Raw genomic sequence first — 14,137 nt, 5'->3', positions numbered from 1 at the left:
AGGCGTTGACTGAGGCTGAATACCAAGGCTTTCCATGCGATAGTATTCGGCTTCTTCCTCACGCTCCCTGCGTCGCTTCTCGGCATCCTGACTTTGCTTCAGTTCATACTCTGAAATTCTCATGCTGCGTCCTTACTTAACTTAGCCACTGCCGAAAATATTAGGCTTCCTTTCCCCCTGGTGATGTACTCTTCCATAAGCGCATCAGTCCATTCATGCTTTAAGAGGAAATCAACTATCTCCTCGATTGGCGCATCCATTGCAGTAAAGAGAGCATCCGTGTCTCCCTCTATTTTTTTAACCTCATGGTTTTCAATTGATAACCTGAAGTCTTTATCAAACGTTATTGACGGGTAATAACCTTTTGTATTTATGTGCAATGTCATATCCACCTCGGTATCAGTGCTATGAAGGCAAGTAGGGCGACAACGAAAGCTATTAAATCCCACTTAATTTTGTTTTTAACTTCATCCTTGAAGCTCTCGCTATTCAGTCGATAGCTGAGTTCCTGACGTTTTAATTCGTTAATTTTTGGCATAAGAAATCCCTCACTTATCGATTGATAGCGATTGTTATTTAGGTTCTGGTGTTGGTGCGGTGGGTTACTTGGTTGGGTTATTAGGAATCGGTTGCCAGTGGGTAATTTTTCCACAGTGAACTTCCAGAGAGCCTCTTTTTCCGAAGTAATCTATTATGTTACCTACCCATGGCTCAGGGTTCTTTTCACCCATACAAATTAGCAATATCAAATCATCTTTAACTTCTGGAGTTGACTCATCACAGCGAATCCAGCCGTTATTATCATTTGCCATTTCCTATGTTCCTTATGTGCGTATTCCTCACTATTAATAGCGATATGAATGATTAAGTGGTGGGTTACTGCTGACCGAGGGCTTTTGCGATTGCTACTTTCTGACTAATGTTATTCCTAGCTTCTTCAAAAGAATGTCAACATCGACACTGGCAGAAGTATTTTCTAACTCACTAATATTTAGGCATTCCATCAGCGCTTCTATTTCTTCCTCAGTCAGCATGTCGTCGTTATAATCACGAAAGCCAGCTTCTATCACCTTTCCGCCAAAGATTTCCATGTTGAAGCTGATAGGCGGCTCCTTGCCATCCTCATACTCAACTACGAATGTCACTTTCCCATATCACCCCCTAGCCTTTAACATTGCATCTGCCATTTCATATGCATCATGAGCCAAATCATCCCAGTCATATCCACAGTTAGGGTTAGATTTAGCAGCTTGCATAAATTTGGCAGCGAAATAGTCTCGTAACGTCATACCTTCCTGCGCTACAAACTGCATATCTGGATGTCCGCTTGCAGGAAACGCCGCTCCACCTGTTTTATCTGTCATACTCCCTCCTAAACTATTTCATCAGTCCGTATGCATAATTGATATTGTTAATACTTTCCCTGTCTGACTCTATGTAATAATCCCATTGCTCTTGGTCTTTATGCTCCATGACCAACTGCCAGTGCCAGCCTATTTTTGATTTAACTCTGCGAACTTTTCTTATCACAGTTTCGTCGCAATCAAATATGACTCCATAGCCACTACCAAGCGCGCTACGTAGCACATCAAGCTCAACACTAACAACTCTAAATAACTTCGGCATGGGTAGCTTTCCATTATGGAAATCATCTATCGTCATACTCCCTCCGTTATTAACTAAGTTTCTGTTGGAATTTTAACGTGACAAAATTCAATTAAATCTCTTGCGAATACAAGGTCATCACTATTATCGCCCCACACCGTCTTGCCTTTAAGGCCATTTAACCCATCAATTTTATTAAGCCTTCTAAGTTCCAAGAAAATTTCTACTAATGAATTTAGTAGAAATGGACTATTGGTAACTAAAATTGCACTTCTAAACACATCTTTATGATCAAGAAAACTACATACAGAGTTTCCATTGCTGTTTACTATCTCAAAATCTTCATTATTTATTTCAATATGCCAATCATGTTTGACATGGTTGTTATTTCCCACAGTTAATTACTCCCAAATGAATTATTAATAACACCTATTACCCATTCAGCATTTTCTATAACACATTCGACCTCTTTTGTTTTTGTTTCTGGATTATCATCAGTCAGTACCTTTAGCTTACTGAGTAACTTAGATGTAATATTTAAAATGTCATATGAAGTCATAATCATGTGACAACCACCTCTTCCAGCAATAGCGGTGTTTACAGAAATAATCTCTTTGCCTATGTCGTTTTGAACTATATAGAAAAATTCAGTATCGCCAAAATGCTTATCTATTCTCCACTTGTAGCCCCACCTTGAAATCCCCTCACATATTTCAAGGTTTTTTTCTCTGTCTACGTGAAACATACCTTTATCTCCTATCTATTAATCAACTCACCACAGCCCACAGAATGGACTGTAATTAGTTAACTGTGCCTGCTTTTAACCACGTCAGGCGAGGTGGTTCCTTACATTCCCCAACGCAAGAAATCTGTGTATAATTCAATCACCCCAATGCAAAGAAAGGACTTGAAATGCTTAAAATTAATTACGCATCGCAGGGTGATATGGTTCCAAATCACTTAAACCCGAAACCAATTAGACCAACACCTCCACCTCCATCTACACCAAGTAACGGAGGTAAAAAATAAGGAATTAATATGAGCCGAGAAGAAGTTATAGATAGAATTATTTACTCTCATTACCTCGAGCAATTGTATTCAACCGCTTTAAGCAGGCTGGATAAATTAATCTCAATATTTATTTTCATTTTCGGCTCGGCTATTGTTTTACAGGCCAATCCTTATATTTTTGGTGTGTTGGTTGTAATTTTGACAGGCATACAATCAACATATCAATTTGGTAAAAAGTCTGGAGAATCAAAAAGAAAGTCATTTGATTACCAGAAATTATTTACTATAAAATCCAAGTATGATGACGCTGATTTAATGGATCGAATGCTTGAACTAGAGGCTACCGATTCAACCCCGTGGTCGTCGCTCATTCCGATAGCAACACTTAAAGCTCAAATGGCCATGGGTGTTGAGGATAAACATCTAGAAAAGCTTAATTGGAAAACTAAGTTACTTAGAGTTCTTTGTGGCTAGCCCATCCGTGGGCTTTAATCTCTCAATTCAGCTCTTAACGTTAGAGCCATAGAGATATACATCATGCGAACACTCATGATTTTCGCTGATTTAGCTCTTTTCTTGTATTCAGCATAGTCGCGCTGTAATTCTGCTTTATTTTCCATGAAACAATCCTTAATTATGCCCTCGCTGTAACTTCGCCAGACTCTAATAACGTTCCTGACTTGCGATATTTAGCTGAGTAAATACTAGAATTCGGTAAGCAGGTATTATCTGCTGAGTCATAAACTTTAGTGCTGCGAATTGAAATTGCTTTTTCAACTCGGCTAACTGGTTTGCGTGTTAGTGATAAGGTAGGGCGTTTTTCTTCTTTTGCTGGTTCGCCATGTATTGCTGCTTTTAAGCTTTCAGTTAATGCGTGCGCTTCCTGCAATGCTTTTCTGCGTTCCATTCTGCGTGATCTGGCGTTGTTGTAGCCGTGAAAGTTACACATAGTTTTCCCCTTTCAGTTTGCTTTGGTGATTGGTGGTAGGTGCTGATTTCCTACTTATATCAAAGCTCAAACCACCAAGGATTAAAGTTGGAATCGAACCAACTGCCTCTGATCTGTTCCTGAGCGCATCAGCCTGCGCATTCACCAATCCCAAAACATACTGTCTTTGGTTTGCGCTTTTACAGCGCTATCTGCTTAAAGAGCTAACATCCTGTTTATCTATGGCTCCCTGCCTTCGATGGGTAGTATATTCACAAATTGTGATTTTAATGTCAACCACAAAATGTGTTTATTTGATTGTTATTGAATTAACGTGATGATTTGAAATGGAAAATATTTTATTTATAGACACGATTTGTGTCAGAGATCACACTGGTGGGGAATTGCGGGCACAAAAAAGCCCTCGCGGGGAGGGCTGAGTATGGGTGATTATTTTTTTTGTAGGACTGACAATGACAGCGGCATGCTAAAACTATTCACCCCAATATTTGAAGCGTTCATCATTACTCGACGTCTAAAATCTAAGTAAACTATATTAGCGCAGAGGTCGCTTCTTTCCTCTTCTTCTAAAGATAGGAAGGCATCAGCATCCTGTACTCGAAAGATATAATCTACAGAAGTAACAATAGTAAATTCATGTTCAGCGTCATCAAAATTAGGTTCTTCACCATCTTCAGTTAACTTACCGGTTACTGTGGCTGAGAAATTAAGTTTGCAAAGATGCAAATCTTTATCGCTAGCATCATCAAAAAAAGCCTGCAATCTCAATCTTAATGCAACCTTCTCGAAGTCAATGCTGGGTCTATCAAAATCTATATTAATTGATTTTACAGTAATTGAATCAAGCGCTACGGATGAAAAAATATTCATTTTAAAATTCCTAATAGCTTTCCTAATGAGAGATAATTTCTATTTCATCTAAACTAATATCGCTTTTAATTTCAGATGTTTTTAAGGTTGATTTTGATGTCAACTCCCAGAAATAATTACTCTTCAATCCAGCTTCTTTTTCTTTAAATCTTCTTTCGTGCTGTGGCTTTATTAGATTCTTAATTGCACGCACTTCATCCGATACCTTCCTAATGACATCATCACCAGATGTAAATGAGGCTATGCAAGTTGTTAGGTAAGAGTTAAGACTCACTCCGTCTTGTTCAGCTTTACTTATGCACTTGTAATGCAGTGATTTCGGCAGTCTCAATGTAACTCTTCCACTTGCACAATGATCTGTGGCTTTTTCTGTTGGAGTAGGGAAGTCTATTCCTTGCTCAGTACACATTTCATAAGATGTAGAAATTGAATCAAGCGCTAACTCTCTAGCAAACTCTGGTGTGTCAGCATATTCAATTATGTCTGGAATTTCTGACACCCTAGCAATGAATACAGGCTCCCCATCCTCAGTAGATTTCTTTACTGATATGGTATAGTTTTCTGGGTCAAATTGATTATTTTTCATTTATAGCCTCCAGTTCTTCTTTATACTGAACTAGTAACCGGATGGTATTTTGTACGTACTGAAATTTCATTTCTCGCCCGGGCTTATGCCCACAATCGATTGAGTGGGTTTTGAATTCACTTATTTTGCTAAGCTCATAATGAGTGAATATTTTATGCCCCGTTGTCTTTCCATCTTTAAATTTGAAACCAAGATTCGACAAAATAAGAAGCAATCCCGAGCTCCCGTTGCATGAAATGGATTTTTTCCTTTGAATCAATTCATCAATCACATCTTGTATTTTAGACATAGTATATGACATTACCTGTAGTGTCATTATCAATTTAGTGTGGACTATCTGTAATGGTTAATTTTACTCACACCCTAAAACGTGTCGTCAGGCCACTGAGACTTAACCACTTTGCCTATAATCTGGCAGTTGCCATTAATCGGTATCATCTCAAACCGTGGATTTAATGGCTCAAGGTATTCTGTTTCACCTTCTCGAATTAGACGCTTAAATGTGAACTCATCGTTCATCAGGCGAGCTATACAGAAGTCACCAAAGCTAACCTCTTGCTCAGGGTCAACAAGTATCAGCATCCCTTCAGGAAAGCTAGGACGCCCACCTTGCGGTGCTGTCATTGAGTGACCTTCAACCTCTAACCAGAATGCGCTATCGCTTGCTTTCTTTGCCGTGGGTATCCATGCGATGGCATCGCTTCTAGTGTATGCATTGCTATTTTCAGTAAAAGCCCCTGCCTGCACCTTGGAAAATAGAGGGTACTCATAGTTGCTAACAACCTGATCGCTCCTATCACCAAACATCAATTCCGCAGGTGAAACACCTAAAGCTTCGCTGATAACTAAAGCATCATCAGCACTTATCTTTCTTTCCCCAAGTTCATAATTTCCAATTCTAGAGGCTGCGGAATATCCGCACAGCTTTGCAAGTTGCGCTTGACTTAACCCTCTAGATTCACGAATAGACTTCAGTCTCTCGCCAATAATTTCATTTATTTTTTTCATGGTTATCTTTTAACACAAAACGTGATGTAAGTATTTAAACGATTCGTGATTGACAGTTAATCACATATTGTGTGTAATAGGAGCTGTAGACATGGAGGATACACACAATGAATAACATCGCAGAACAGCGAAAAAAATTAGGAATTTCTCAGGCTGTTTTGGCTTCATCAATCGGATGGGGTCAATCTCGTATTGCAAACTACGAGCTAAGTATTAGAACGCCTAGCCTTAATGATTGTCGAGTAATCGTTGAGGCATTACAGAAACTTGGTGCGAAATGCTCATTAGATGATGTTTTCCCACCTCAAGCTGCATAACTTTACCGCTCTTTAAATCCTCAGCCCTGAAAAAGGGTATCAATACAAAACTTAACTCACAGGATCGTGAGCAACGGACTAACTACGTCAAAAGGAATTTAACAAATGGACTACGCAATTTCACGCAACGTGCGAGCTATTGAGGCTCGTATTCGCAAAGGGATCATCTTAACCACACCTAAGCAAGTTGCTAAGGCTGTCGGTGTACACGAATCCCAAATCACTAGATGGCAAGCTGAGAACGGCTTTGTTGAGAAGGCAGCAAGACTGCTGGACGCAATAGGGTTCGATGCGCCAATTCAAGATGTGATTATTCAGGGTGATGAGGCTAGGGCATTAATTCAGATGCTAGAGCATGTCAGATACCCAAAAAGAAAAACCTCAAAGGCGGCAACCGATGAGGCTCAGATGGAGCTAATCTAAATCAAACTAGTGAGGTAATTATGGCAAAAAAACGCCGATTTATCAACCAAAATCAAGAAGAAAGAGTACATCCTGATAGCCCTGATGGGCTATTAGTCGCAGCTGCAAAAAATAGGGAGTTCGGCAAACGATTTGTCGAAGAGTTTAGAAAGCAACAAGGAGGTCAGCATGTCAGCGGAAATAAAATATCTTGATGATTTTAGACCTGAGCTAAAGGTCGTGGAGAGCAAAGTGGCTGACCTTGATAACGGCTACACAAGAATAGCCAATGAACTGCTTGAGGCTGTCATGCTTGCCAATTTAACTCAACATCAATTGTTAGTTTTCTTTGCTATTGCCAGAAAGACTTACGGCTATAACAAAAAATCTGATTGGGTTGGTAATGAGCAACTTTCAAAGTTAACTGGAATGTTGCCGCACAAGTGTTCAGCAGCTAAAAGTGAGTTAGTTTCCAGAGGGATTTTATTGGCAGAAAAACGTCATGTTTCAATCAATAAAAACATCCATGAATGGAAAGAAAAACAAGTTTACCCGAAAAAGGTAAGTTTACCCGAATCAGGTAAGAAAACATTACCCGAATCAGGTAAAAGCGATTACCCGAATCAGGTAAACACAAAAGACAATACTACAAAAGAAAAGAAAGATAATAAAAACACTATGAGCGAAGAGGTTCGCTCGACGGATGAAAAATCGAATTCTGAGCCTACAAAGCAAGATCCCTTTATCGAGCCATTCGAAAAGATATTTTGGGTTGCAGGGATGCGGAAGGTTGGCAAGGACAAATGCAAGACAGCATTTAAATCGAAATTCAAAGAGTGGCGGAAAGAAACTGGCGGTTCAATCGATGATTTTGCCAAGTTCCTTGCTAATGATATTCAGTGCAGGTTACGTACTCAACAATTTGGATTTGATAAAATGCATCCGACAACCTACCTAAACGGCAGTCGCTGGACTGACGAGAAACCAGAGTTACCACAATCCACAACGCAGCAATCATCCATCACGGTATCTAAAAACGGTCTCGTATTCTACTGAGGCGAAAATGAAATCAACTATCAAATCAATGTTAATTCGTGGTTACTGCCACGGATGGCTAAGTGCTGATTTCGTTCGGTACTGGTTCAGGAAATTAAACTTGAGGGAAGCTTAATGACAATTACGGAACTGTCAGATCGCCTTTGGGATGATGTTGACCGAGTGGCGAAGTATTTATTGCCTAACGGCAAAAAAGAGCATAACGAGTGGGTAGCGGGTTCGGTAAATGGGGAATCAGGCAAGAGCTTGAAAATAAACCTTTCAGGCAAAAGAGTTTGGTCTGATTTCGCAGAGGGGATCGGGGGCGACTTACTGGATTTGTGGGTTGAGGTTAGAGATTGCAGTTTGCACCAAGCCATGACCGAAGCTAAACAATATCTAGGAATTCATGACGATGACCATCATTTTTCAGCGAAGAGTCAGAAGAAATTTAGCCGACCAAAAAACGAATCACTCAAGAAAAACATTCGAAAAACTGAAAATTGTTTTACCTACCTAGAAGGTCGTGGGATCAGCAGAAAAACAGCCGAAGAATTCAAGGTTTGTGATGCTGTAGTCTGGTCTCATGATGTTACCCGTGAATTACCCGCCATCGCCTTCCCGTACAAGCGAGACGGCGAATTATTGCAGGTAAAGCGTATTAGCACCGAGCGACCAAATGGCAAAAAAACGATTTCCGTTGAGGCAGATTGTGAGCCTTGTTTGTACGGTTGGGATCAGATACCCAAAGACACCAGAGCAGTGATTATTTGTGAGGGCGAAATTGACTGCATGAGCTACCACGAATATGGGTTAGCTGCGTTATCTGTGCCATTCGGAGGGGGGAAGGGAGCCAAACAACAATGGATTGAGTTTGAGTATCACAACCTAGACCGCTTTACCGAGATTTGGCTGTCACTGGATGCTGACGAAGTAGGGCGAGAGGCAGCAAAAGAGATTGCTAATCGACTTGGTGAATATCGTTGTCGCCTTGTTTCACTGCCGAAAAAAGATATCAACGAATGCCTGCAGGCTGGAATTACCCAAGAAGAAATCATTAAGTACCTCGAAACCGCAACCTACTTTGACCCTGATGAGTTATGTAGCGCTCGTGAGTTTATGCAGGACACCATCCAAGCATTCTATGGCAAAGAGCAATATCTTTTCAGAAGCCCGTGGGAAACATTAAATCACCAATTCAGCTTTAGAGAGTCGGAATTAACTATTCTCAATGGGGTGAACGGTCACGGTAAAAGCGAAATTCTAGGTCATATGCTTTGCGAGGCAATGAGACAAGGGGCTAGGGCTTGCGTCGCATCGTTTGAGCTTAAGCCAGCGATATTTCTCAAACGCCTAACACGCCAAGCAACCTGCAACAAACTACCGACAAACATGGAGATTGAATCAGCCTTTGGATTTTATGACGATCGCCTTTGGTTATTTGCGCTAACAGGAACAGCGAAAGCCAAAAAGTTATTGGAGATATTCCAGTATGCAAACCGACGCTATGGAATAAACCTTTTTGTTATCGATAGCTTGATGAAGTGTGGGATTGATGACGATGACTACAACGGGCAAAAGGAATTTTTAGACGCAATATGTGACTTCAAAAATAAAACCAATAGCCATGTCATTCTAGTCACTCACAGCCGCAAGTCTGATAGCGAAGATAAACCCACGGGTAAAATGGACGTGAAAGGCTCAGGCTCAATCACTGACCTGACAGATAACCTGTTTATCATCTGGAGAAACAAACGCCGCGAGAGAGCTTTACAGAAGCTACAAGCTGGACAGCAATTAACACCAGAGGAGCAGAATCACACCGCAGAGCCAGCATCTGTATTGTGCTTGGAGAAGCAACGAAACGGTGAAGGATGGGAAGGTAAGATCCCATTATACCTTGAAGAGCGTTCTCACCAGTTTTTAATCATGGAAGGCGGCTCACCATACAACTACATCGCTAACATGCCTAACTCAGAATATGACCAAGTATGGCAAAGCAAACACGTAACTGAGTATTAACACACAAAATCATAAGGACTTCTAGATGAGCAATAATTTAAATCCATGCCCATTCTGCGGCAGTGAAAAAGTATCTGTTACCAATGACTATGATCCAGATGGATTCGGTAAGTTTTATTATGTCATATGTCGCGATTGCAAGGCTCAGTCAGGAGCCAAGTTCGTATCTAACGGTGGTGACTGCCCTGAGTTTTATTCATCAGTTAGAGATGAATGGAATCGGAGGGCGTCTAAGTGAAAACCAAGCAAACTAAGATGGAGCTAGTCGCATACTCAAAGGATGACGACAAGAAAGTTAAAACCTATCAACTTCTTCACTACAACGAAAAAACACGCTTGGAGCAGAAAATAAAAGCCACCAAAAGGCGGGGGCTTCATGGCTGGGAAGTTAGTTTGAATTTGGACGATTTCCCTAGACTAGAAACTGAAACTGAGGCTTTGCTGAAATACGCAGACTGGTTAGAACGCATGGGAATAGCAATACGCAGAGAAGCTAAACGGGCAATTAAGAGAGGTGTTGAGTGATGAAAGGAACAACGTTAACAGAGCTGAACTGGGCTTACACGGATGAAGCGACCAGAAGAAAGCGCAAATACATCAAGCAAACGAAAGATTACAACCGACACTTTTTCAAGCCTTATCGCTGCATGAGAGTAGCTAAAAAGTTGTTTAGGCTGGAACTTAACAAGTTAATGGGAGGCATCTAATGCAGGGAACTAATTGGGTTAAGGTGAGTGAGAAATTACCTGAGCTAGACGTTAGAGTAATAGCAATTTGGAATGGAATGCCAACGATTCTATGTTTATTTTCTAGAACTGGGTTATGGGATGATGGTGATTTTTACTCATGCATTCCACTTGAAGATGTAACTCACTGGATGCCACTCCCACCAATGCCAGAGGGTGAATGATGACTTCAATAAGAACACCTGATTCACCTTATGATGTATTTATTTTGAGTCAATCAGCATTACCTCTTTTTTTAAGAATTTAATAAAAAATTCAGCCTCATTGAATGCATCATGAAAAAGCAAAACAAGGGCACCAAAGAGAAGAAGCAAGAGAAATTTAGGGTTAAAAATCATGTCTAATTTACTTCCAAATGTAACTAATAATTAAATTATGTATATATTGTTACCAATTAAAATATTTATCCAATAAGGATTGCCTATCATTAAAATAAAAATTGGAGGTTAAATGTCACTAAAGACATACTATCTCAGTAGTAAAAGCATCAGACAGAACGCCATCGAAGCAATACAAAACCTACCAATAGATTCAGCCAAGCCATACGAAGTCAAACTCTCCGAACCCAAACGAACCAAAGCACAAAATGACCGCATGTGGGCAACTCTTACTGATTTGTCTGAACAGGTCATGTGGCAAGGTCAACGGTACGACAAAGAGGACTGGAAGGATTTAATTACTGTACTCAACAAGCAAGTTAAGGGTGAGGCTCAGCGGTCGGCTGCGGGTCTAGGTGGCGGCATTGTTTATTTCGGTGAGCGCACTAGCAAAATGCGAGTAAGACAAATAGCGGATGTTATCGAATGCGCTCACTGGTTCGGCTCACAAAATGGCGTGAAATTCACTGATGATGCAAAGCGAGAACTGGAGTGGGCGCAACGCATCGGTGACAAACATAAACTCAAGGAGCAGCAAGAGAGATGAACATCATATCAAAAATGGCAATCGCTATGGCGTCACTAGCATCACAGAACGCCTTATGGGCTATCAATCGTAATAACTACTGGTACAGCTACCCCACATCAACTAAGCGCATCACAGGTCACGCAAAGATAAACCGAGCAGCCAAGAAGCGGAGGAATAAAAAATAATGGCAAAGCGAACTAACGCACTTGAGCAAATGAAAAAATGGATGGAAGTAATCCCTCAGTGCTTGCAGCCACAGAATAAGCAAGCTGACAGCGAAGAACCCAAAGAGAAGCCAGTAGCCAAGAAGCGGAGGGCGGGAAAGTGACGCCTGAAGAAAAACTAAAGCAATTAGATGAGCGTTTAGATGAATTACACAGGGTAATTGATTATCTGAACGAATCACGCAGGGAGTTAATAAATCGTCACAATCTAAACAAGGAGAAGTTATGACTCAGCAAGGTAAGAACGCGATTGAAATAATCAAAGCGGTTAGAGGGTTTGAATATTTCACCACAAAACAAGCGCAAAACATAACAGGAATCCCTTACTCAACGGCAAGTTACATTATCAGCCTAATGCGTAAATTTGCGGCTGTGTCGGTTGTAGGGAAAAGCAAAGGTACATTGAAATACAAAATATCACCTGATGCTGTGCAGATTGTTAAACGTGAGTTTACTGAGGTTTTCAAGCCGGCTCCTAAAAAAATAGACGATGAAATAGTAGGTCGTGGAATGGTTTATGTCGAAAAGGCCAATGTGCAAGGTATGGGTAGCGCATTCCTAAAACGCATGGATTCTTTGTTGAGTGAGGTGAGGGCATGAAGAGACAATTATTCTTTGGTCTGATTGTTGGCCTAATAGTTACAGCTGTTTGTATTTTCGTGGAGGCGGTTAAATATGGCTAAGGCTAAAAAGCCGAAGCTAAAAACCTGTAAAGAATGCGATAAAGAATTTACTCCCTACCTATCAACCCAAAAAGTCTGCTCTACATCCTGCGCAATAAAATTCGCCTCAAAAGAAATTAAACGGACCGAAGAAAAGGACCGCAAAAAACGCTTATCTGAGGAACGTAAAATATTGCGGGCCCGTAAGGAAAAGTTAAAGACAAAATCAGACTGGAACAAAGAAGCCCAAGCGGCAGTAAACAAATACATATTCTGGCGTGATTACGGTCAGCCATGTATCGCTTGCGGCAAGCCCTTAAATTATGGTGTAAGAGGTGGATCCGTAGATGCAAGTCATTACAGGTCAAGAGGTACGGCAAGTCATTTAAGGTTTAATCTTCTCAACATTCACGCTGGCTGCGTTCACTGCAATAGGGACCTGTCAGGCAATTTAATTCCATACCGCATTAATCTCATCAATAAAATCGGCGAAGAGCTAGTAACACGCTTAGAGCACGATAACTCGGTCCGTAAATTCGATATCGAATATCTCAAGCGAATGAAAGCAATATTCACTCGTAGGGCCCGTTGGTATGAGAAAAGGCGAAAGAAACTCATGGAGGCAGCTTAATGTTTACGGATATAGGCGCAGCAATTGAAGAGGCTAGATGGCTCAGGCAGCAAACCAAGCATCATCATGTAGTCACTCAAAACAGCAAAGGATATCTAAAAGTCAGGCAAGAAACAGGATGGAGAAAGGAGTCTCTACTGCGCAAAGCATATAGCACACGTTATGACTGCCATAATCACACAGTATTGCCGGAGGTAAGATGAGACTTGAAGATTTACCTAAGTATTTTTCACCTAAGAGCCCAATGTTAAGTGACTCTCCAGCCGCTACAGCTTCAGATAACCTAACAATCACCGATGTAATGGCCTCGCTTGGTTTGGCGACCTCTAAAGCGAAAATGGGGATTGAATTGTTTTTGGCGAAACACGGTATCAATAAGCCAGATGAAGCGGTGGAAAGTCTCTATCAATATGCACTAACTCAGGCGCATAAATACAGTGCCATCCAAAAGCTTGATGAAGATGATAGGTCATCAGTTCTGCAAATACTCGCAAATTATGCATTTCAGGATTATGCGAGAAGTGCAGCCAGTAAAAAGACCTGCCCTGATTGTGATGGAGGATTCATTGAGGCTGAGGTGTTCACAACTAAGCAAAGCATGCATTTTGCGGCAAAAGAAATACTTAATTTCAACAGAAAGCTAGGCTTCAAGGTAAAGCCTTATGAGCACGTACACTACAGGGAGGCTAGAGAGGTTAAGCGCGTAGTTTGTAAAACCTGTAATGGCAAAGGTGAGGTTAGTCATTCGTGCAGATGTAATGGACGTGGCGAGGTGTTGGATAAAAAGGAAACCGAGAAACAAGGTGTTCCAGTTTATAAAACCTGCTGCAAGTGCTCAGGGCGTGGCTATTCACGATTACCAGCCGAAGATGTAAGACGGGAAATATGCGAAAAGGTATTTGATTTACCAGAGACTTCATGGCGAAGAAACATTAAGCCACTCTATGAAATGTTAATTCAGGAGTGCTTCAAGGAGCAGGAAAACGCAGAAAAGCAACTGTCAATTATCACAAAAAGAGAAAATATTTCTATAAATTAACATTTAATTAGAAAAATAATTGACAAAATGGCGAAAGTAGCCCATCATGTTTCTAACGATGGGTTATTGCCATTTCGTTGAGGATAACAAGGTAAAAGAGGCGGCACTTGTTATCGATCCCGCC

At 40.8% G+C, this 14,137-nt stretch carries 27 protein-coding genes; 15 read left to right on the top strand and 12 right to left on the bottom strand.

The window, feature by feature from the left end; genetic code table 11:
* Window positions 1–119: 119 nt before the first annotated feature.
* The 7 genes from AABS66_RS08945 to AABS66_RS08915 form a co-directional block, all read right to left on the bottom strand.
* Window positions 120–386, bottom strand: coding sequence for a hypothetical protein (locus tag AABS66_RS08945; RefSeq protein WP_430224819.1), 267 nt, complete (start codon window positions 384–386; stop codon window positions 120–122).
* A gap of 216 nt (window positions 387–602) precedes the next feature.
* A complete protein-coding gene (locus tag AABS66_RS08940) occupies window positions 603–812 on the bottom strand; it encodes a DUF551 domain-containing protein (RefSeq protein ID WP_272683088.1) in 210 nt (69 codons plus the stop codon).
* A 93-nt stretch (window positions 813–905) separates the two neighbouring features.
* Complete coding sequence (locus AABS66_RS08935) at window positions 906–1,145, bottom strand: hypothetical protein (protein ID WP_430224818.1); 240 nt, start codon at window positions 1,143–1,145, stop codon at window positions 906–908.
* 9 nt (window positions 1,146–1,154) lie between these two features.
* Window positions 1,155–1,364 (bottom strand): hypothetical protein, encoded by a 210-nt coding sequence (locus AABS66_RS08930; protein WP_349481361.1) that lies wholly within the window; start codon window positions 1,362–1,364, stop codon window positions 1,155–1,157.
* Between the two features lie 13 nt (window positions 1,365–1,377).
* Window positions 1,378–1,662 carry a hypothetical protein gene (locus AABS66_RS08925; protein ID WP_430224817.1) on the bottom strand — a complete coding sequence of 95 codons (285 nt, stop codon included), beginning with the start codon at window positions 1,660–1,662 and terminating at the stop codon, window positions 1,378–1,380.
* Between the two features lie 17 nt (window positions 1,663–1,679).
* Window positions 1,680–2,000 (bottom strand): hypothetical protein, encoded by a 321-nt coding sequence (locus AABS66_RS08920; protein WP_430224816.1) that lies wholly within the window; start codon window positions 1,998–2,000, stop codon window positions 1,680–1,682.
* Between the two features lie 2 nt (window positions 2,001–2,002).
* On the bottom strand, window positions 2,003–2,350 hold the full coding sequence (locus AABS66_RS08915) for a hypothetical protein (protein ID WP_430224815.1): 348 nt from the start codon (window positions 2,348–2,350) through the stop codon (window positions 2,003–2,005).
* Window positions 2,351–2,643: 293 nt separating this feature from the next.
* Between AABS66_RS08915 and AABS66_RS08910 the strand changes: the two genes are divergently transcribed.
* Complete coding sequence (locus AABS66_RS08910) at window positions 2,644–3,090, top strand: hypothetical protein (protein ID WP_430224814.1); 447 nt, start codon at window positions 2,644–2,646, stop codon at window positions 3,088–3,090.
* Window positions 3,091–3,104: 14 nt separating this feature from the next.
* Here AABS66_RS08910 and AABS66_RS08905 read toward each other — a convergent pair whose 3' ends face one another.
* The 5 genes from AABS66_RS08905 to AABS66_RS08885 all read right to left on the bottom strand — a co-directional run bounded on the left by AABS66_RS08905 (window position 3,105) and on the right by AABS66_RS08885 (window position 6,029).
* Window positions 3,105–3,236, bottom strand: a complete 132-nt coding sequence (locus AABS66_RS08905; protein WP_430224813.1) for a hypothetical protein — start codon at window positions 3,234–3,236, stop codon at window positions 3,105–3,107.
* Window positions 3,237–3,250: 14 nt separating this feature from the next.
* Window positions 3,251–3,565: a hypothetical protein gene (locus tag AABS66_RS08900; RefSeq protein WP_239498433.1), complete on the bottom strand. Its 315-nt coding sequence runs from the start codon at window positions 3,563–3,565 to the stop codon at window positions 3,251–3,253.
* Window positions 3,566–3,994: 429 nt separating this feature from the next.
* On the bottom strand, window positions 3,995–4,435 hold the full coding sequence (locus tag AABS66_RS08895) for a hypothetical protein (RefSeq protein WP_430224812.1): 441 nt from the start codon (window positions 4,433–4,435) through the stop codon (window positions 3,995–3,997).
* A 22-nt stretch (window positions 4,436–4,457) separates the two neighbouring features.
* Window positions 4,458–5,021, bottom strand: coding sequence for a toxin-antitoxin system HicB family antitoxin (locus AABS66_RS08890; protein WP_430224811.1), 564 nt, complete (start codon window positions 5,019–5,021; stop codon window positions 4,458–4,460).
* 363 nt (window positions 5,022–5,384) lie between these two features.
* Window positions 5,385–6,029 carry a LexA family protein gene (locus AABS66_RS08885; RefSeq protein WP_006657611.1) on the bottom strand — a complete coding sequence of 215 codons (645 nt, stop codon included), beginning with the start codon at window positions 6,027–6,029 and terminating at the stop codon, window positions 5,385–5,387.
* A gap of 107 nt (window positions 6,030–6,136) precedes the next feature.
* Between AABS66_RS08885 and AABS66_RS08880 the strand changes: the two genes are divergently transcribed.
* From AABS66_RS08880 to AABS66_RS08815, 14 genes are all read left to right on the top strand, one after another.
* Window positions 6,137–6,346 carry a helix-turn-helix transcriptional regulator gene (locus AABS66_RS08880; RefSeq protein ID WP_006657610.1) on the top strand — a complete coding sequence of 70 codons (210 nt, stop codon included), beginning with the start codon at window positions 6,137–6,139 and terminating at the stop codon, window positions 6,344–6,346.
* Window positions 6,347–6,451: 105 nt separating this feature from the next.
* Entirely contained in the window at window positions 6,452–6,769 is a 318-nt protein-coding gene (locus tag AABS66_RS08875; protein ID WP_036978872.1) for a CII family transcriptional regulator, read from the top strand.
* 20 nt (window positions 6,770–6,789) lie between these two features.
* Window positions 6,790–6,963 carry a hypothetical protein gene (locus AABS66_RS08870; RefSeq protein WP_187710178.1) on the top strand — a complete coding sequence of 58 codons (174 nt, stop codon included), beginning with the start codon at window positions 6,790–6,792 and terminating at the stop codon, window positions 6,961–6,963.
* Window positions 6,938–7,804, top strand: a complete 867-nt coding sequence (locus tag AABS66_RS08865) for a replication protein (protein WP_430224809.1) — start codon at window positions 6,938–6,940, stop codon at window positions 7,802–7,804. The genes AABS66_RS08870 and AABS66_RS08865 overlap by 26 nt, the downstream gene beginning before the upstream one ends.
* 114 nt (window positions 7,805–7,918) lie before the next feature.
* A complete protein-coding gene (locus tag AABS66_RS08860; protein ID WP_430224808.1) occupies window positions 7,919–9,805 on the top strand; it encodes a toprim domain-containing protein in 1,887 nt (628 codons plus the stop codon).
* A 25-nt stretch (window positions 9,806–9,830) separates the two neighbouring features.
* Window positions 9,831–10,043 carry a Lar family restriction alleviation protein gene (locus AABS66_RS08855; protein WP_430224807.1) on the top strand — a complete coding sequence of 71 codons (213 nt, stop codon included), beginning with the start codon at window positions 9,831–9,833 and terminating at the stop codon, window positions 10,041–10,043.
* Entirely contained in the window at window positions 10,040–10,330 is a 291-nt protein-coding gene (locus AABS66_RS08850) for a hypothetical protein (protein ID WP_395606120.1), read from the top strand. The genes AABS66_RS08855 and AABS66_RS08850 overlap by 4 nt, the downstream gene beginning before the upstream one ends.
* Window positions 10,330–10,512, top strand: coding sequence for a hypothetical protein (locus AABS66_RS08845; protein ID WP_272660772.1), 183 nt, complete (start codon window positions 10,330–10,332; stop codon window positions 10,510–10,512). The genes AABS66_RS08850 and AABS66_RS08845 overlap by 1 nt, the downstream gene beginning before the upstream one ends.
* On the top strand, window positions 10,512–10,715 hold the full coding sequence (locus AABS66_RS08840) for a DUF551 domain-containing protein (protein ID WP_430224806.1): 204 nt from the start codon (window positions 10,512–10,514) through the stop codon (window positions 10,713–10,715). Before AABS66_RS08845 ends, AABS66_RS08840 begins: the two co-directional genes overlap by 1 nt.
* Before the next feature lie 286 nt (window positions 10,716–11,001).
* A complete protein-coding gene (locus tag AABS66_RS08835; protein ID WP_430224805.1) occupies window positions 11,002–11,475 on the top strand; it encodes a recombination protein NinB in 474 nt (157 codons plus the stop codon).
* A 166-nt stretch (window positions 11,476–11,641) separates the two neighbouring features.
* Window positions 11,642–11,785, top strand: coding sequence for a hypothetical protein (locus AABS66_RS08830; protein WP_430224804.1), 144 nt, complete (start codon window positions 11,642–11,644; stop codon window positions 11,783–11,785).
* Between the two features lie 121 nt (window positions 11,786–11,906).
* Window positions 11,907–12,281: a hypothetical protein gene (locus tag AABS66_RS08825; protein ID WP_430224803.1), complete on the top strand. Its 375-nt coding sequence runs from the start codon at window positions 11,907–11,909 to the stop codon at window positions 12,279–12,281.
* A 75-nt stretch (window positions 12,282–12,356) separates the two neighbouring features.
* Window positions 12,357–12,974: a recombination protein NinG gene (locus AABS66_RS08820; protein WP_430224802.1), complete on the top strand. Its 618-nt coding sequence runs from the start codon at window positions 12,357–12,359 to the stop codon at window positions 12,972–12,974.
* A 199-nt stretch (window positions 12,975–13,173) separates the two neighbouring features.
* On the top strand, window positions 13,174–14,013 hold the full coding sequence (locus AABS66_RS08815; RefSeq protein WP_430224801.1) for an antitermination protein: 840 nt from the start codon (window positions 13,174–13,176) through the stop codon (window positions 14,011–14,013).
* Window positions 14,014–14,137: the final 124 nt, after the last annotated feature.

Source organism: Providencia sp. SP181 (assembly GCF_050446505.1).
In the GTDB taxonomy this organism is placed as follows: domain Bacteria; phylum Pseudomonadota; class Gammaproteobacteria; order Enterobacterales; family Enterobacteriaceae; genus Providencia; species Providencia vermicola.
This window is presented reverse-complemented; position numbering and strand designations above follow the sequence as displayed.